14 protein-coding genes are annotated in these 18,956 nt (G+C 45.1%); 1 reads left to right on the top strand and 13 read right to left on the bottom strand.

Going from position 1 to position 18,956, the window contains the following annotated elements:
* Positions 1-88 precede the first annotated feature (88 nt).
* Positions 89-2,053: a cation:proton antiporter gene (locus tag ACOJR9_RS04880; protein ID WP_420935240.1), complete on the bottom strand. Its 1,965-nt coding sequence runs from the start codon at positions 2,051-2,053 to the stop codon at positions 89-91.
* Positions 2,054-2,339: 286 nt separating this feature from the next.
* Here ACOJR9_RS04880 and ACOJR9_RS04875 point away from each other — a divergent pair, with 286 nt between their 5' ends.
* Positions 2,340-3,239 (top strand): GGDEF domain-containing protein, encoded by a 900-nt coding sequence (locus ACOJR9_RS04875; RefSeq protein ID WP_420935239.1) that lies wholly within the window; start codon positions 2,340-2,342, stop codon positions 3,237-3,239.
* Between the two features lie 114 nt (positions 3,240-3,353).
* Here ACOJR9_RS04875 and tilS read toward each other — a convergent pair whose 3' ends face one another.
* The 12 genes from tilS to ACOJR9_RS04815 all read right to left on the bottom strand — a co-directional run bounded on the left by tilS (position 3,354) and on the right by ACOJR9_RS04815 (position 18,909).
* Positions 3,354-4,688 carry a tRNA lysidine(34) synthetase TilS gene (gene tilS, locus ACOJR9_RS04870; protein ID WP_420935238.1) on the bottom strand — a complete coding sequence of 445 codons (1,335 nt, stop codon included), beginning with the start codon at positions 4,686-4,688 and terminating at the stop codon, positions 3,354-3,356.
* Positions 4,689-4,706: 18 nt separating this feature from the next.
* A complete protein-coding gene (gene accA / locus ACOJR9_RS04865) occupies positions 4,707-5,663 on the bottom strand; it encodes an acetyl-CoA carboxylase carboxyl transferase subunit alpha (RefSeq protein ID WP_420935237.1) in 957 nt (318 codons plus the stop codon).
* Positions 5,664-5,731: 68 nt separating this feature from the next.
* On the bottom strand, positions 5,732-9,196 hold the full coding sequence (dnaE, locus tag ACOJR9_RS04860) for a DNA polymerase III subunit alpha (RefSeq protein WP_420935236.1): 3,465 nt from the start codon (positions 9,194-9,196) through the stop codon (positions 5,732-5,734).
* A 77-nt stretch (positions 9,197-9,273) separates the two neighbouring features.
* Positions 9,274-9,849 (bottom strand): ribonuclease HII, encoded by a 576-nt coding sequence (gene rnhB / locus ACOJR9_RS04855; RefSeq protein ID WP_420935235.1) that lies wholly within the window; start codon positions 9,847-9,849, stop codon positions 9,274-9,276.
* Positions 9,842-10,990 carry a lipid-A-disaccharide synthase gene (gene lpxB / locus ACOJR9_RS04850; RefSeq protein ID WP_420935234.1) on the bottom strand — a complete coding sequence of 383 codons (1,149 nt, stop codon included), beginning with the start codon at positions 10,988-10,990 and terminating at the stop codon, positions 9,842-9,844. Before lpxB ends, rnhB begins: the two co-directional genes overlap by 8 nt.
* A 2-nt stretch (positions 10,991-10,992) precedes the next feature.
* Positions 10,993-11,763 (bottom strand): acyl-ACP--UDP-N-acetylglucosamine O-acyltransferase, encoded by a 771-nt coding sequence (gene lpxA / locus ACOJR9_RS04845; RefSeq protein ID WP_420935233.1) that lies wholly within the window; start codon positions 11,761-11,763, stop codon positions 10,993-10,995.
* 1 nt (position 11,764) lies between these two features.
* A complete protein-coding gene (gene fabZ / locus ACOJR9_RS04840) occupies positions 11,765-12,214 on the bottom strand; it encodes a 3-hydroxyacyl-ACP dehydratase FabZ (protein WP_032094354.1) in 450 nt (149 codons plus the stop codon).
* A gap of 171 nt (positions 12,215-12,385) precedes the next feature.
* Entirely contained in the window at positions 12,386-12,901 is a 516-nt protein-coding gene (locus ACOJR9_RS04835; RefSeq protein WP_420935232.1) for an OmpH family outer membrane protein, read from the bottom strand.
* A 69-nt stretch (positions 12,902-12,970) separates the two neighbouring features.
* Positions 12,971-15,454, bottom strand: a complete 2,484-nt coding sequence (gene bamA / locus ACOJR9_RS04830) for an outer membrane protein assembly factor BamA (protein WP_420935231.1) — start codon at positions 15,452-15,454, stop codon at positions 12,971-12,973.
* A 58-nt stretch (positions 15,455-15,512) separates the two neighbouring features.
* Positions 15,513-16,865 carry a sigma E protease regulator RseP gene (gene rseP, locus ACOJR9_RS04825; RefSeq protein ID WP_420935230.1) on the bottom strand — a complete coding sequence of 451 codons (1,353 nt, stop codon included), beginning with the start codon at positions 16,863-16,865 and terminating at the stop codon, positions 15,513-15,515.
* Positions 16,865-18,046 carry a 1-deoxy-D-xylulose-5-phosphate reductoisomerase gene (gene ispC / locus ACOJR9_RS04820; RefSeq protein WP_420935229.1) on the bottom strand — a complete coding sequence of 394 codons (1,182 nt, stop codon included), beginning with the start codon at positions 18,044-18,046 and terminating at the stop codon, positions 16,865-16,867. The genes rseP and ispC overlap by 1 nt, the downstream gene beginning before the upstream one ends.
* Positions 18,046-18,909 (bottom strand): phosphatidate cytidylyltransferase, encoded by an 864-nt coding sequence (locus tag ACOJR9_RS04815; protein ID WP_420935228.1) that lies wholly within the window; start codon positions 18,907-18,909, stop codon positions 18,046-18,048. The genes ispC and ACOJR9_RS04815 overlap by 1 nt, the downstream gene beginning before the upstream one ends.
* Between the last annotated feature and the right edge of the window lie 47 nt (positions 18,910-18,956).

The raw sequence follows: 18,956 nt of genomic DNA, 5'->3' as shown, positions 1-18,956 counted from the left end.
TTGTTATACTAATTTAGGCTGAATAGAAGCATTGTCATCTCGAATCAGCCTCATAGTCTCAACATGCTGTAAAGACACGTAAAGAGGGCTAATTGCCCTCTAACAATTTGCGCTCTGCCCGCTCCACTCTTCGTGGTTTGCCCGCAATGACAAGCACATCGTGGGCTCGTAATATCGTGTCTTCGTCCGGCTCTTTAACTTCGTTGCCGTCTCGACGTAGTCCTTTCACCTTTACCCGCATGCGGGAAAAATCAATGTCTTTTAAAGGTTTGCCCACAAATGCAGCTCCTTCGCTAAGTACAACTGCATGGATGAACTCCAACTTATCCTCTGTACCATAGCTTATCTCAGTAGTCTCACCAGGGTAGAAACCATGCATGTGGTCGTAACGGCCTTTTCGCTCTGCTCTAACCCGCTTCAATATTCTCGACATGGGCACACCTGCGTAATGCAACACCTGAGAGACTAGCATTAAGCTGCCCTCTTGCAGTTCAGGTACAACTTGATTTGCTCCAGCTTTATACAGACTCTCTAATTGATAATCTCGCTTCGTTCTCACCATTACGTCAGTGGAGGAAATGGTTCTAGCCTGCGTGATCACTTGCTTGGCTTTATCAACTTGGTCGAAGGTAACTAACACCAAGGTGGCTTTTTCAATCGCTGTATTTATCAAAATATCTTTTTGGCTAGCATCTCCAAAAACTACTGGCTCTCCTGCATTGCGACTTTCCTGTACTCGCACAGGGTCCATATCAATAGCGACAAACTTTATGCCTTCCATTTTCAGCATGCGTGCCACCGACTGTCCTACCCGACCAAAACCGCAAATGATGACATGATTAGTCAGACTATCGTGCCTTACGCTGGACTCCTCATCCGTAAGGGTTAAATCGCTTTTCACAATGCGCTTTGCAATTAACACACTATTGCTCATTAACCATGGAGTTAACGCCATGCTAATTACCCCCATACTGATAATGAGTGACGATTGCTGCGTTGAAAGCACACCATGAGTAGTGGCAAGCGCAGCAATAACGAAGCTAAATTCCCCTATTTGACATAGCTTAACGCCAGCCGACCACCCATCAATAGGGTCAGTTTTAACCAGCATGGATGCTAACCTCACCAATATAACTTTCACGAGCATAAGGGCAAAGACACCGAAAACAATTTCAAATAGATTGCTCCATAGCACGCTCAAATCCAGCTGCATGCCAACGGTGACAAAAAACAATCCCATCAAAATGTCTCTAAAGGGGCGAATATCTGCCTCTAGCTGATATTTATACTGACTTTCACCTAACATCATACCGGCTAAAAAAGCCCCTAGTGCCATTGAAAGACCAAAATAATACGTTAATCCACCGGCCAATAACGCGATTAAAATAGTGGTAAGAACGAATAACTCATCGGTTCGCGTTCTTGCGACTTCTCTAAATACCCAAGGGAGACCCCACTTGCCAACAGACATAAGAAAGGCGATTACGAACACACCTTTAAGTAATGCTTCACCAAACGCTAAACCAATGCTGACTTCACCAGTTTGTGCTAACAAGGGAATAGCAATGAGAAAGGGAACAACGGCCAAATCTTGAAACAGTAGAATACTGATTGCTAGCTGAGTACGGCGATTATTTAAAATCCCCATTTCTGTGGCTTGTTTGATCACAATAGCTGTAGAGCTAAGTGCTAGCGTTCCGCCCACAATGATTGAAGCACTTAACGATAGCCCGAAGAAATAAGGAATGCTTGTGAATACCGCAGTGGTAATTAACATCTGTCCCAAGCCAACACCGAATACTAGAGAGCGCATTGCGAGTAATTTGGGTAATGAAAACTCAAGCCCCAAAGAGAACAGCAAAAACACAATGCCCACCTCGGCTAACAGGTGCATCTGCTCTGGATGAGCAAAAACTGATAATATTTGCGGGCCAGCAAGAATGCCAGCAAAGAGGTAGGCTAGAATAGGTGGTAAGTGTGCACGCTTAAATAAAGCGACTGCACACACCGATATAAACATTAACACCACTATGTTTAAAAAGCCTGTTCCCACTATACCTCCGTTACTTCTTTTCAAATGCCCAATGGCGCTTCGTTAGAACAGCCATTGTGTTAGAAAGGTTACTGCGTCAAAAAAAATTGGCACTTAGTTTGCTATATCTATGTTGTGACATTAACGATAGCGACAAGCTAACGGGCACCATCGTTACATTAACCGTTATGTGCACCAACGATTAAAAGAAATACTGCCGCTCCTGATGATGCTTGGCGTCAGTGTTAGCAACAGTGTCAGTGATTTGACACACAACCGATGCAAACTATTGCGAAAAGGGTACGCCGTGGAATTTTCAACGTCAGTATATGATAGTACACACCATAGCAGTTTTTATCCGAGAGAGTCACATGCTCACGGTCTTTCTGTGAGTGAACTGACTGTATTCATCAACCGATTGCTTTCTACACTTGAGCTTGAAGAGTTGGGAACGCTGTACTTTCAACAGGTCAACTCTCTTTTGCCAGTAACGGGGTTGAGCTTGGCTGATTTTGACTCCCGCTGGATATTCGGAAATGCAAAAATTTCATCAACTCTCATTGACTTACCTCTTCAGGGATCAGCCTCGAAAGGTGGAGAACAAGCGCACGCTTACTATTACATTAGCTCACCTCTCTCGCTGTCGCAACGTGAAATACTCTTTCAACTTCATGATTTATTTGGCAAACAAGTAAAACATGCCGTATCACATTCACGCATGAAAAGCATGGCGACGAAAGACGGCTTAACTGAGCTGGGAAATCGTATTGCCTTTGAGCAAGCCATGATCCGTCAGCGTAGTTGGGCACAACGTCGAGATGAACCCTTTTCATTGTTGGTCTTAGATTTAGATAATTTTAAGCAAGTTAATGACACGTTTGGCCACAGTGAAGGTGATCGCGTTTTGGCCCATGTGGCTTCCCGTTTAGTGAACGTACTGCGCAATGAGGATGAGCCATTCAGGTACGGCGGTGACGAGTTTTGTTGCATTTTAGATTGCCAAACCGAGCAACAGCTTGCATGCGCTGCAGAGCGTATTAAGGCGAGCATTAGTGGTTCCGATTACCTAGTGAATTTAGGAGTGTCATGTAGTTTGGGTGGCGCAATCTATCGTGTAGGAGATACGACTAACAGCATGTTCGACCGGGCTGATAGTGCGCTATACAAAGTAAAAAGTTCAGGGAAGGATGATTATCAAGCCGCATAATCAGTTTTGCCTGCTTACCTAATTAGGACTTTGATTGGGACTCTGTTCCACTTACCACTCAGCGCTATTTACGAATCTGGTCTTTTACAAGTGAAACGCGGCAACCCCTTGCCGCTAATCCTCTAAGCAGTGCTCGATACGTATATTTACCCTCACGCTGCTGCCTTCACGTCGTAAATAAAGGCATTCTCTATTGGTAATTACCGCTACCGGAGTATCGCCAATAAAAATTACCGGCACACCTTGGCGCTCCCAACGGGGTACTCGCCACACCTTAAACCAGTTTTTTAACTCTTTTGACACCCCAGCTTGCTCAGGTTTAACCTTAAGCCCTCGCATATCAGTTTTAAGACAAATTGCCTCGTCACTGCTTTCAAGAGACACGGTGACGCTCATACTCAACCACGCTAGGTAAGTCGTCTCGTGATTGTTGAGTGCTAGCGTTGCAGGAATATCTTCTGTTGGCTTTACCACCCAGTAAATATCGCCATTAGAGCGCGCAACTTTACCCCACTTAAACGTCACTTCCGGTGTAGCGTCTTGTTTAGCACCTAGCATGGAAAGCAGTTCATCTAATTGTGCTTTTGACGGCACTAATTGTCCTTGCTGGGTAAACCACAATCGAATCACTGCTTTTTGCCAAGGTATCGATAGTGTTGACAGAGCATCGCCATTAATACGAACCGGTGATAGCTGACAGTCGTTCAAAAATTGCTTGGCAGTATCATTGATTAAATGAGACTGCTCTGCACATAGCAACGCACTGCGGCTTACCGTTTTAGCTAACTCAGGCCATCGAGCAACTAGGTTAGGAATGATATCGTTTCGCAAAAAGTTCCTATCAAAACTCGTTTCGAAATTCGACTCATCCTCAACCCAGCTCAAGCCCTCACTATAAGCAAAACTGGTGATATCTTTCTTTTTGAGATTTAACATGGGTCGCAAAACCAAGGTATTGCCTCGCCACTGGGACTCAGCCATACCGGCGAGACCTTGCGGGCCGGCTCCTCGCTTTAACTGAAGTAGCACAGTTTCTAGTTGGTCTTCTGCATGCTGACCAAGAAGCAGCACGCCCCCGATTTGTTCACAGACATTGAGAAGGGCGTGATAACGGGCCTTTCTTGCTTCAGCTTCAATACTTTTACGTGAACTTGTATCAACGACGACTCGCTGCTGATGATACGTGACATCGTATATTCTGCACTGTAGGTCGCAATGCTTTGTCCACGCGTCAGCATTATCACTCAGCCCATGATGAACATGCACTGCATGTAGTTCGCATTGATATTGGTCGCGATATAATAAGGCTAATTGTAACAGAACTGATGAATCTACACCGCCACTAAACGCCACCACAAGGGGGGAATGCAAAGGAAGAGCAGCGTGATTTAGTCCAGCAGCAATTGAGTCAATTACTTGCTGGCCTATTTCAGTTGTTATGGGGAGCACACGCTATCCGTTTGTCAATTAGCAGTAGCCAAACGACATGAGTCGCTTGTAACGCTCTTCTAGAAGCTTGTCTTTATCTAACTCTTTCAGTTGACTCAACTGCTGTTTAAGCACCGCTTTTAAATTAGCGGCCATACTGTTATGGTCTCGATGAGCGCCGCCTAGTGGCTCTTCAACAATACTGTTGATCAGGCCAAGCTCTTTAATTTGTGGAGCACTAACACCCATAGCTTCTGCTGCAAGTGGCGCTTTTTCTGCGCTTTTCCACAAAATAGAGGCACACCCTTCAGGTGAGATAACAGAATACGTAGAATATTGAAGCATATTCACTCTATCGCCCACGCCTATGGCTAATGCGCCACCGGACCCCCCCTCACCAATAACGGTACAGATGATAGGCACAGTGAGCTCTGACATTTCAAAAAGATTCTTTGCAATAGCTTCGCTTTGACCACGCTCTTCAGCACCTACACCAGGATAGGCGCCCGGAGTATCGATAAAAGTAATAATAGGCAAATTAAAACGCTCTGCCATTTTCATTAACCGTAACGCTTTTCGATACCCTTCTGGTTTAGGCATGCCAAAATTGCGTTTGACCTTTTCATTGGTGTCACGCCCTTTCTGATGCCCAATAACCATTATTGGCTGACCGTCTAGCATTGCCGGACCACCTATAATGGCTTTGTCATCTGCAAAGGCTCTATCACCTGCTAATTCGTCGAAATCGCTAAAAATGCGAGGAATATAGTCCAATGTGTATGGACGCATTGGATGACGGGCTAGTTGAGAAACCTGCCATGCACCAAGGTCTGAAAAGATTTTTTTCGTTAGATCGGCGCTTTTACCTCGTAACTTGTTAATCTCTTCTTCAATACCAACATCGAACTCACCGCCTTGATTAACCAGTCTTAGCTCTTCTATTTTTGCTTCTAATTCGGCTATGGGTTGCTCAAAGTCCAAAAACTGTATGCTCATTTTATGTCCTATTCTTTCTACGCTCGTTAATACAAACGCGAGATGTCCAATCTATCGAACTCTACCTGTTAATGGTAGAGAATTGAAACGGCTTTTTCTCCCAAACACTGTTTGAGTTCGTGCAAAAGTTGATCCTCTGGGGTCACGTACCATTTTACACCACAGGCTAACGTGGCCTCAGCGTCTGGATGTGTAACCGCTATTTGAACAGGACAACTACCGCCATTAAATGCCTGCAAAATAGATTGCATCTGACTCATTTTCTTCGTTTCAAGCGACTGTGTATCAACGTTTAACACCAGCGCTTTCGCATTTTTCTCACGTGCCTGAACAATGTCCATTACATCACGGGCGGTGATTGTATTGCCCCCAGAGAAATCATCAAAGCTGACCTGTCCCTTTATGAGCAATATTTTATCGGTTTCTAGCACACTTTCGAACTGTTCGTACGTATCGGGAAAAAAACGAGCTTCCATTCTGGCACTCTTATCATCCAGTGTCACTATTGCCCAGCGACGTCCTCGTTTGTTTGTCATAACCCTTACGCCAAGAACAAGACCTACGGCACTGGACATTTGATCTTTATTTGTTGGTTTTAGGTCTACTAGACGACCATCGGTATAATAGCGAAGTTCGTCAGCATATTGATTGATAGGGTGACCGGTTAAATATAAGCCTAAGGTATCTTTTTCACCTTCAAGCCACACTTTTTCAGGCCACTCGGGAACGTCAGCAAAGGCCTGCTCCACTTCATCGGGCTCAGTGGTCAATAGGCCAAACATATCAGACTGTCCAAATGACTCTGCTTTTGCGTGCTGACCCGCAGCAGCGAGTGCCTCTGGCAGCGTAGCCATCAGAGTCGCTCGATGTGGACCTAAATTATCCATCGCGCCAGCTAATACTAACTTTTCTAGTACCCGCTTATTTACCCGCTTGGTGTCAATTTTTGCACAGAATTCGAAAAGGTCTTTAAATTCACCGTGGGCATCTCGAGCGTCAATAATAGCCTCAATTGGGCCTTCGCCAACCCCTTTTATCGCTCCAATGCCATAAACAATGCGCCCTTTACTATCAACGGTGAATTTATATTTACCGGCGTTTAAATCTGGTGGCAGAATTTCAATACCCATACGCTCGCATTCATCCACTAGGGTAACAATTTTGTCGGTGTTATCCATATCCGCAGACATTACGGCGGCCATAAATTCGGCAGGATAATGTACTTTTAGCCACAGCGTTTGGTATGACACCAATGCATACGCCGCAGAGTGTGATTTGTTAAAACCGTAGCCTGCAAACTTTTCTACCAAGTCGAAGATTTTCATGGCTAAATCGGGGTCAATATTGTTGCCTTTTGCCCCTTCAGCAAACGCGCCCCGCTGCTTAGCCATTTCCTCTGGCTTTTTCTTACCCATTGCACGACGCAGTAAATCGGCGCCACCAAGGGAGTAGCCCGCCATTTCTTGGGCAATCTGCATTACCTGCTCTTGGTACAATATAATACCGTAGGTAGGTTCTAGAATAACTTCCAAGCATTCGTGCTGATAATCTTTATCGGGATAAGAAATCGCTTCTCTACCGTGCTTACGATCGATAAAGTTATCTACCATTCCAGACTGTAGTGGACCTGGCCGGAATAAGGCCACCAGTGCAATAATATCTTCGAAGCTATCGGGTCTAAGGCGCTTGATAAGCTCTTTCATACCGCGAGATTCGAGCTGAAAAACCGCCGTAGTTTCAGCATTTTGAAGTGTGCGAAAGCTCTTAGGATCAGCAAGAGGAATAGCAGAAATGTCTATATCGATATTTTTGCCTTCTTTTACCATATCGATAGCCCACTGAATGATGGTCAGTGTTCGCAGCCCCAAGAAGTCAAATTTGACTAATCCCGCGGTCTCTACATCGTTCTTATCAAACTGGGTGACAGGGTTGTTCCCTTGGTCATCGCAGTACAAGGGTGAAAAGTCGGTAATAGTGGTAGGCGCAATAACAACACCACCGGCGTGTTTCCCTGCGTTACGGGTAACACCTTCTAAAATACGCGCCATATCAATGAGGTCTTTTACCTCTTCGTCTTGCTCGTATACTTGGAGAAGCTGCGGCTCCGCTTTGAATGCTTTTTCCAGAGTCATACCCGGATCAGGCGGAATAAGCTTAGAAATTCTATCAACGAAGCCATATGGATGCCCAAGTACCCTACCGACGTCACGCACTACGGCTTTCGCTGCCATGGTACCGAAGGTTATAATTTGCGATACTGCTTGACGACCATAGAGTTCGGCAACATGGTCAATAACTTCATCCCGTCTATCCATGCAGAAATCAACGTCAAAATCGGGCATAGATACACGTTCAGGGTTCAAAAATCGCTCGAAGAGCAAATCGAATTCAAGGGGGTCGAGGTCGGTAATTTTTAGGGCATAAGCCACTAATGAGCCGGCACCTGAACCACGTCCTGGTCCAACGGGTATACCGTTATCTTTACTCCACTGGATAAATTCCATCACGATAAGAAAGTAACCAGGAAATCCCATTTGGTTGATAACGTCGAGCTCTATTCGAAGTCGGTCGTCATATTCCGGGCGCTTTTCCTTGCGTTCACTCTCATCAGGAAATAAAAAAACCAGCCTATCTTCAAGGCCTTCCTCTGATACTTTGACCAAGAAATCTTCTGTGGTCATGCCACCGGTGGGAAACTGAGGTAAGAAGTACTCATTTAACCGAACGGTAACGTTGCATCGCTTGGCTATTTCCACGGTGTTTTCTATGGCTTCTGGAATATCGCTAAATAAGTCCACCATTTCGTCGGCAGTTCGCAGGTACTGCTGCTCGCTATAGCGCTTTGGACGACGGGTGTCGTCTAAGGTATACCCATCGTGAATGCACACGCGAATTTCATGCGCATCAAAACCTTCTCTATCAATAAAGCATACTTCATTGGTCGCTACTACGGGCAAGTCTTGCTGATAGGCAAACTCTACTGCACGATGAAGATAGTCTTCTTCTCCTACCCGTCCAGTACGAACCAGCTCTACATAAAAACGGTCTTGAAAGTTGGTTTTGTAGAACTGAATTGAAGCACCGAGAAGTTTTGTATTATTTTTGGTTAATCCGACCCCAATATCGCCGTGTAGTCCACCAGAAAGCACGATAATGCCTTCATTGTGCTCGGCAAGCCAAGACTGGTCGATAACCGCGCGATGAGCAAGGTGGCCTCTTAAATAGGCTTTGGATATTAGAACGGTTATGTTCTTATATCCCTCGTTATTCATCGCTAATAGCGTCAGCCTGAATGGCTCGTCGCCAAACACCTCGTTCGTTACCCAGAAGTCAGTACCAATGATGGGTTTAATACCCTTTGAATGCGCTTCAGAATAGAACTTAACGAGGCCACACATATTCATTTGGTCGGTGATAGCAACCGCAGGCATTTCAAGCTCAGCCACTTTGCTCAAAATGGGCTTAACCTTGTTAAGCCCATCCATCATTGAATAATCACTGTGAACCCGTAAATGAATAAATGGCGAAGACATGACGTTTTTCTCTTTTTTATTTTGCGAGGCACCTTGCGCTAGCAGCTTTATTAACAATTGTGTGCTAGCAGCTTTTTTTAATCGTTATTTATTAGCAGCGCCTTTACCGGCTTAAAACTTTTACGATAGCAATCTAACACACCAAACTCGGCTAGTGCTGCAAAATGCGCTTTAGTTGGATAGCCTTTATGACCGGCAAAGTTATAATGAGGAAAAGCCTCGTGCAGAGCTAACATATCATTGTCACGCTCTACTTTTGCTATAATTGATGCCGCGGATATTTCTTGGTGCAGGCTATCACCTTTTACAACCGCTTCTGACGGATAATTCCATGCAGGTAATCGATTGCCATCAACACGTACAAAATCAGGGGTAACGGGAAGCCCCTCTACAGCCCTTACCATAGCTAACATGGTAGCATGCAGTATGTTCAACTTGTCGATTTCAGCAGGATTCGCACGCCCTATATTCCAATATAGTGCCTTCTCTCGAATTTCTTGTGCTAATACAAGACGTTTTTTTTCGCTGAGCTTTTTTGAATCATTTAGCCCTTTAATAGGGTTTGATGGGTCTAAGATAACGGCAGCGGTTACCACATCACCCACGAGAGGACCGCGACCTACTTCGTCCACACCGGCTATTAATTTATCCAAGTAACTCCTCCACTACCGCTTTTGCAACTGTTTTGTCAGCGTCACATTTTAGCGTATGGTGGAGTTCGGTGAAACGGGAAATAAGTGCAGAATTGTCACTTTCAAAGAAACCTAATAATTGATTGCTCATATTCTCAGCATTTACGTCCTCTTGGAGTAATTCTGGAACAATTGCATCGTTAGCAAGTAAGTTAGGTAGCGCAAAATACGGCGCTTTGTAAATACGCTGCATAATTTTGTAGGTAAGCGGAGCCAGTTTATATGCAACAATCATGGGCCGCTTGCACAGCATGGCTTCTAAGGTTGCTGTGCCCGACGCCAAGAGTATGACATCACTGGCAATCATGGCATCTCGGGCAGTGCCTGTCGTGATGTGAATAGGGAGTCGCGATTGAGCATTATCAGCCTGCGCTAAAAACGCTTCAATTTGTACTAAACGATGCTCGTTTGCAGCAGGAATAACAAACTGGATATCGGGGCGCTTTTTGTGGATAGCTTCCATAGTGTCCAAAAAAACGGGCAGTAAAGTATCTACCTCGCCTCGCCGTGAACCAGGCAACACCGCCAAAACAGGCTTATCGGCAGCAAGGTCTAAAGTAGTTCTGGCTAGAGACTGATCCGGCACTAAAGCAATGGTATCCGCCATCGTGTGACCAACAAACGTATAGGGCACCTGGTATTTATCGTATACCTTTTGCTCAAAAGGAAACAAGCCCAGTACGCGGCTCGCGGCATTGGCAATTTTGTGAATGCGTTTCTCTCGCCACGCCCACACGGTAGGGCTGACATAGTGAAGGGTTTTTATACCGCGCTGTTTAAGCGTCTTTTCCACTCGCAAGTTAAAATCGGGGGCGTCTATACCAATAAATATGTCTGGCGGGTTCTGCTCAAAGTGCGCAAGCAACTGCTTTTTCACTTTCAGGATGGCAGGAAGATGGGATAACACTTCGACAAGCCCCATTACCGACAGCGTTTCCATATCGAATAACGAATTAAAGCCCTGCGCCTGCATATTGGGGCCACCAATACCCTCTATCACTGCATCGGGGTATTGGCGCTTAAGTTCAGCGACCACTCCAGCGGCTAGTACATCACCTGAAGGCTCGCCGGCAACCATGCCAACTCGTAATGGCGTTGTCATAACTATCGGATGATGCCTCGCTCTGCATGGCGAAGAAACTCTGCCATCCGTGCTACACCGTCATGGTCTTTAGCTGGAATTTCTAACGCCTCAATGGCCTCTTCAATAGTATTACCCGCGCGATAAATGACTTTGTATGCGCGCTTTATAGCAAGCACTTCGTCTTTGTCAAAGCCTCTGCGTTTTAGGCCTTCTGAATTAATGCCCTGGGGAATATTTTTATGACCGCTTACCATAACAAATGGCGGAACGTCTCTTAAAATGATGCCACCTGCACCTAAAAAAGCATGAGCCCCAATTTTGCAAAACTGATGAATTCCCACTGCGCCACCTACGATAACAAAATCATCGATGTGAACATGGCCTGCAATGGCACAGTTATTAGCAACAATGATGTCGTCGCCAAGCACGCAGTCGTGGGCAATGTGGGCATTAACCATAAACAAGCCGCGAGAGCCGATAATGGTTACACCTTCGTCTTGCACGGTACCGCGATGAACGGTAACACCTTCACGAAATTCGTTGTCGTCGCCAATAATGAGTTCGGTGGGCTCACCAGCATACTTTTTATCTTGGCAGTCCTCACCAATGGACGAAAATTGAAAAAACTTATTGTTCTTGCCTATTCGTGTTTTACCACGAACAACTACATGTGACTTCAAGATGCAACCATCGCCAATAGTTACATTATCGTCGACTACACAAAATGGACCAATAGTGACATTTTTACCAATGGTAGCGCTCTCTGAAATTACGGCAGTAGGATGGATCACGTTATGCTATCTCTCTCATCGCACACATAAATTCTGCACTGCATACTAAATCGCCATTGACGGTCGCAGTACCTTTAAATTTCCAAATCCCTCTTCTTTCTTTCACTAACGCCACATCAAAATCTAGCTTATCACCAGGCACTACTGGGCGCTTGAAGCGTGCGTTATCAATTCCTGCATATAAGTATAAACTGTCGTTTTTGCCCATGGTTTTAAAACCAAGTACACCGGCCGCTTGCGCCATCGCTTCTAGAATAAGCACGCCAGGAAAAATAGGCTGGCCTGGAAAATGGCCGGTAAAGCATGGCTCGTTAATCGTAATATTTTTATACGCTTTAATTGACTCACCGAGAACGTAGTCGGTGACGCGATCGACTAACAGAAAAGGATAACGGTGTGGCAATAAAGCCATTATTTCCTGTATTTCGATGGTATTAAGTGAATTGGTCAAGAACTTTCTCCTGTATTCAAGCATGACCTGGCAACTGGTTTATGGTCAAACTCGCCGTAAATCTAAATTCGGCGGCAACCATACGCTGTTAAACGCGAAAAACAAATCAGACCAACACCTTTCGGTTGTTGGTCTGATAAATTGTTGAACACTACCAGCCTTGGCGATGTTTTAGTTAACTTTACTAACCTGTTCTAATACTTGCTCAGATAAGTCGTATTCCTCTTGCGCAAACGCTACAGCATTCGCATTAAGCACGAGGTCATACCCTCCTTTTGCAGCAACCGCATCGATAGACTGCTTAATGAGTCCCAAGAGTTTGTTTCGCTCCTCATTGCTGCGGCGTTGGATCTCTTGCTGAAGAGGCTGACCTTTTTGTGAAAGCGTTTCTCTCACTGTCAAAATCTTTTGCTCGAGATCTTTCTTCTCTGAATCACTCATTGTAGCCGCGTCTCTCTGGAGGCGCTCGGCATAAAACTGACCATCACGTTGAAGCTGATTAACTTCTTCAATCTGATCTTTAAACTCTAGTTGAATAGCATTCTGTATCTCGGCAGCCTGCGGCATTGCTTGGAAAATACCCTGCACGTCTACCACGGCCATCTTCTGCTCTGCCATCACTGACGTGCTGGCTAGTGCACTACTTAACATTGCACCTGCGACGATGTGTTTAACCAACTGTTTCAAAGGGAACTCCTCTTTGTATCTTTTATTCGGGACACACAAATGCTGTCCCACTTTATGATTAAAATATATTTAAAATGTTTGGCCAATATTAAAGTTGAAGAACCTGGCATCGTCTCCCTCGCGCTCTTGTATCGCTCTAGAGAAGCTGAATACCATTGGCCCCATCGGTGACACCCATTGTACTGATAAACCTGCCGATGCGCGATAAAGCTCCCAGTCGGAATAGTCTAACAATACATTGCCCTGCCTTTGACTTGGATCAACATCTAATTGGCTGTAGCGTTCAAAATCAAATTCAGTATCCCATACGTTGCCCACATCCACAAACAAACTTGTTCTTACCGAGTTGTCCATTTCAGCCTCAACAAAAGGGGTAGGAACAATTAGCTCTATGCCGCCTAACGCCATTGCATTGCCGCCCAAGCTTTGTCTCGACCAAGAAATCACGGCATCACTTGGGTCAGAAGGAAATTGTTCTCCGTCAGGCCCAACGATATTACCCGGTGAACGCAGTATCACACCACGAGGGCCTACAGTATTATTCTCAAACCCTCGGAGCGAATCAACACCACCAGCAGTAAAGTTTTCTGTGAACGGTAGAATTTGCTCGTTGCCGTTTATACTTCCGTAGCCATTCCCATAACCGGCACGGATCCGCGCAAGAAAAGACCAGCGTTGATTGCGAGATAACGGAAAATACCATTTGCCATCAAAAACTGCTTTAAAGTACTTCACGTCAGAGTTAGGTGTTGTTGCACTAAAAGATGCACGCTGGGACGAACCTGCCGTCGGAAACAAACCGCGGTTTAGGGTAACTCTGCTCCAACTGACACTTGCCAAGTAACTATCGTACTTCACAGCCGCGTCAGGATTGTTGCCATCTGGGAATTGATTGTAAAAACGCTCTGTCTGCTCGAAAAACCCGCGGTTGAATAATTCAACGTTACTGTAGGTCAACCCAAAGTTAATTCTGTTTACTTCGTTGATAGGATAGCCAAGATTCGCACCTAACGACCAACGCTTAGAATTATACTGAATAACATTGAAGTCAGACCCATCAAATTCACTGTAGCCTAGACTTCCACCTAAACTGATACCATCGATAGTGAAATAAGGGTCATTGTATGTAATTTGCGCTGACTTCTGGAACGCTACTGTATTCAGGTTCAACCCCACACGCTTACCCGTTCCTAGGAAGTTGTCCTGCTGAATGCCTGCCTGAAGACTAAGCCTTGTTCTATCGCCGTAACCGATACCTGCATTAAATGAACCGGAAGGTTGCTCCTTAACGTTGAAGTTAACGTCTACCTTGTCTTCTGAACCAGGTATTCGCACTGTCTCAAACTCAACATTTTCCATATAAGTAAGGCGAGACAATTGACTTTTAGATACCTCAAGTTGACTATTCGACAACCAAGTACCTTCCATTTGACTGACGTTTTGGCGAAGAACGTCATCGGCCGTAACAACGTTTCCATTAAATTTAATGCGGTTGACGTAAATACGCTTACCCGGGTCAACAGATAGTGTCAGTTTTACCGTTTTATCTTCATCGTTAATATCGGGTACCGTCGTTACCGTTGGATAGGCGTATCCAAATCGACCAAGATATTTACTAATAAATTCTTCGGTGTAAGTCACCTCAGCTTGGTTATAAAGCTCACCAGGTGTTAACGGTAGTACACGTTCAATATACTCTTCGTGACCAAGTACATCCCCCACTAGCTCTACTTCTGAAATCGTGTATTGCTCACCCTCAGACACGTTCATAGCAACGTAGATACCGCTTTTTTCTGGTGTCATTGACACCTGCGTTGAATCTACATTGAAGCGCAGGTAACCACGGTCGAGGTAGTGGTTGCGCAACGACTCCATATCGCCTTGCAGTGTTTGCTGCTGATAACGAGTTTCAGATAAGAAATCCCACCAAGGGGTGTCGTATTGAAGTTCAAACGACTCCATCAACTCTTCATCTGAGAATAGCTCGTTTCCAACAATGTTTATTTGTTCTATTTTCGCTGCGTCACCTTCTTCGAAAAGCAGCTTTAAGTCCACACGATTACGGGGAAGAGGCGTAACAATAGCGGTTACATCAGCATTGTATTTTCCAATGCTGTAAAAGAAGTCCTTAAGACCATTCTCAATTGAGGTCAATACGGTCTTGTCGAGGGGCTCGCCAATCCTAACGCCATTGCCATCTAAGCTTTCTTGCAGTTGCTCATCTTTAATGTCGTCATTGTCTTCAAAAATGATATTACTGATGGTTGGGCGTTCAGAAACACGGACAACGAGTGTATTGCCATCCCTTAATATTTCAACGTTTTCAAAGTGTGTTGAAGAATATAACGAACGAATGAGCTGAGTAACACGGAATGTATTTAGCTCATCACCTACTTGCACAGGCAAGTAAGTTAACGCCGCACCAAGTGCTACACGTTGTAAACCTTCAACACGAATGTCTTGTACTACGAATTCACTGTTTTGCGCCGCAGCATTGGCAAAGCTAGCACTGGAAAAAATAACTCCGGCTGCTACTAACTGTTTTAACTTCATCTATTTTTCTTTTCCTGGCCGCGTTTCATATTTACTGTTTTGTACTTCCTGATATTCATCAGGTTATGCGAGCAATATCGTTAAAAATAGCGATACCCATAATCATAAACAAAAGCACGCCACCTATCCGGTAACCCCATTCTTGCACCGCCTCGGGTACAGGCTTGCCAGTGATCCATTCCACGATGAAAAACATCAGGTGACCACCGTCAAGCATGGGCAGGGGTAATAAATTTATAATGCCTAAATTTACGCTTATTAAGGCTAGAAAACTCAAGAAATAGGCAAGCCCATAACCTGCGCTTGTACCTGCTCCTTGAGCAATTGAGATAGGCCCACTCAAATTTTTAACTGACACATCGCCAGTGAGTAATTTGCCTATCATTTCGACACTGAGTGTCATTAATCGCCACGTTTTATCTAGCGCAGCCCCAACAGCCTCTATAATGCCATATTGATGCGTAAACACATACCCCTCTGGCCAAGACTCAAACGTTGGGCTCACACCAAGATATCCACTTTGCCCTTGTGGCGTATCGCGGCGCGCTATCGTGGCGCGTAGCGTCTGTTGCTGTCCATCCCGTTCAATAGCAAGAGAAATAACCTCTCCAGGACTTTCAACAACTTCATCCACTAACGCATTCCACGATGCGAGCTTATTACCATTTAGCGCAATGATTTTATCACCGGGCAACATCCCTGCTTCCTTTGCTGCACTATCATCGCCTACAAAACCAACGGTCAGGGTTGGATTTGGGCGAAATGGCGTCAACCCTAAGCTGCTTAAAGGAGACTCGATATCTGGATCAAAGTTCCAAGTATCCAGTGTAAATGTGAGTTCTTTTTCAGTATTTGATGAATTTCTCACGGTAACTACCGTATTGTCGCCGCCAATATTTGACACTAACTCTAAGTTTACGGCTTCCCAATCTGGCGTGTCTCGTCCACCAATATTGACGATTTCATCACCAGGTTGCAAACCTGCAGCCTGGGCAATACTATCAGGCTCTACTGCTTTAACTATTGGCTTGACGGTCTCTAGGCCCACTATATACATGAGCCAGAGCGCGAAAAACGCGAAAATAAAATTAACACCTGGCCCAGCAGCGATTATCGCCATGCGCTGCAATACGGGTTTGTTGTTAAAGGCTTTGTTCTCAATGTCGGGTGGGACATCGTCAATTCGCCCATCAAGCATTCGCACGTATCCGCCAAGCGGGATCATGGCGATGACATATTCTGTACCAGACTTACTGAGCTTGCGCCAAATCGGCTTGCCAAAGCCTATGGAAAAACGCTCTACTTGCACTCCACATTTTCGCGCTACATAAAAATGCCCCCATTCATGAACGGCAACAAGAATACCGAGGGCCAGAATGAATGCACCTAGACTCCAAAAAAATGCTAGCACTAAAATTTACCTCGAATTAATTCGTTCGCTTTGGCTCTTGCCAACGCGTCTTGCTCCAATATCTGCTGAATGGATGTCATCTCCACCATAGACAATGCATTTAATGTCGTCTCATTCACTTTAGCAATATCGCAAAAGGAAATGTGACCCTCTAAGAAATGCGCTACTGCTACTTCATTAGCAGCATTTAAAGTGGTGGTTGCACACTGACCTTGTTGGCAAGCATCTATTGCCAGTTTCAAATTTGGATATCGTTCAAAGCACGGCGAATAGAAGCTAAAGTCGGCTAAGCTTTTGAAATCTAGCGGCTTGACGCCAGCGTCAATTCGCTCAGGATGTGCCAAGCCATAAGCAATGGGCGTGCGCATGTCCGGATTCCCCATTTGGGCAATGACCGAACCATCAACGTACTGCACCATTGAGTGAATAATGCTTTGCGGGTGAACAACAACATCAATATCGCTGGCATTGACACCGAATAGCCAGCATACCTCGATAAACTCAAGTCCCTTATTCATCATGGTGGCTGAATCGATAGTAATCTTTCTGCCCATGGACCAATTAGGGTGAGTTGCAGCCTCATCGATTGTAATGCTGTCAAAGGAGTCTAGCGCTCGCTCTCTAAATGGTCCGCCAGAGCCAGTAAGCACTATTTTTGAAATGCCGGAGCCCCCTAAATTCCCGTAGGTAAAATCATGAGGTAAGCACTGGAAAATAGCATTGTGTTCACTATCAATAGGCAGAATTTGTGCGCCGCTTTTATTTGCTGCATCGATAAAAATCGCACCTGACATGACCAGCGCTTCTTTATTAGCAAGCAATACGCGTTTACCTGCTTTTACCGCTGCCATGGTAGGTAACAAACCTGCAGCACCGACAATAGCCGCCATAACAGCATCGACTTCTGGCGCACTTGAAACGTCTTCTAAGGCTTGCTGGCCGCATAAAATCTCTGCTTCAACATTGTGTTGCTTAGCAAAATGTAAGGCATCGTCGTAATTTGCAGGGTCAGCAATGACAACGTAACGAGGGGAGCATTTATTCGCCTGTTCCATAAGTAGCGAAAGCTGCGTATTACCTGTAATTGCAAAAACACGATATTTGTCTGGGTGGCGGTTAATAACATCAAGTGTATTACAACCAATGGAGCCTGTCGCCCCTAACACTGTTACCGTTTCCATTACGCCATCCAGGTAACATAGCAAAACGCGAAGAGAGGAAACGCAGCAGTTAAGCTGTCAATACGATCTAGGATCCCACCATGTCCAGGTAAAATCTTGCCACTATCTTTAATACCAGCGCAACGCTTCAGCATGCTCTCATTGAGATCGCCTAACGCTGATACTGCTACCGTAATTCCTCCTATGGCGAGGTGAAGCCAAATGCGCGATGGTTCAACTTGATAATGCAATGCGGCAAAGGCAATAATAGCAAATGAAGCAGCAATACCACCTAATAAGCCTTCTAAGCTTTTACCCGGTGAAACGTTAGGGCGCAGTTTGTGGCGGCCAAACTTAACGCCTACAAAAAACGCGCCAATGTCAGCGGCCCACACAATACCCAATACATAAAAAATAAGTGAGGCGCCATAGAAAGGGTCTACATCGTGCAAACTTGTACGAAGCGCTATAACCGCTACCCACGTAGGGATAAGAGTGAATAAGCCAAATACGGTTCTTACCACTCTGCTGTCGCGCCAAAACTTAGTATACTTTGGGTACGCTAGTACCATTGCTAATGAGACAATCCACCACACAACGGCAACACTGAGAATGCCTCTATACAGGCTGTGCAATTGCCCCTGATACCAAATAACACTAGCATCAACAATAAACGACAGCGCAATACAAATTGCAAAAGCGCCTGCCATAAACTGCAGTTTTTTAGGTCGTTCACAGACACCCGCCATGGCTGCCCACTCGTAAGCACCGATACCTACCACGCCAGCAATAGCTATTTCAAACCAGAAAATAGGTAAGAATAAAATGGCATACAGCGCAAGCGGCGCAAGAATTAATGCGGTTATTATTCGTTGTTTTAGCATAATTTGCCCTTGGCCTTTCTATTCAGGACGCGTTCGATAATCGCCTG

Source organism: Alteromonas ulvae (genome assembly GCF_048987005.1).
Taxonomy (GTDB): domain Bacteria; phylum Pseudomonadota; class Gammaproteobacteria; order Enterobacterales; family Alteromonadaceae; genus Alteromonas.
This window is presented reverse-complemented; position numbering and strand designations above follow the sequence as displayed.

Coding starts and splice junctions, on each gene's coding strand:
- dnaE (WP_420935236.1), bottom strand. CDS start 9,196: ATGTCTTCGCCATTTATTCATTTACGGGTTCACAGTGATTATTCAATG.
- ispC (WP_420935229.1), bottom strand. CDS start 18,046: ATGGAAACGGTAACAGTGTTAGGGGCGACAGGCTCCATTGGTTGTAAT.
- bamA (WP_420935231.1), bottom strand. CDS start 15,454: ATGAAGTTAAAACAGTTAGTAGCAGCCGGAGTTATTTTTTCCAGTGCT.
- ACOJR9_RS04815 (WP_420935228.1), bottom strand. CDS start 18,909: ATGCTAAAACAACGAATAATAACCGCATTAATTCTTGCGCCGCTTGCG.
- accA (WP_420935237.1), bottom strand. CDS start 5,663: ATGAGCATACAGTTTTTGGACTTTGAGCAACCCATAGCCGAATTAGAA.
- lpxB (WP_420935234.1), bottom strand. CDS start 10,990: ATGACAACGCCATTACGAGTTGGCATGGTTGCCGGCGAGCCTTCAGGT.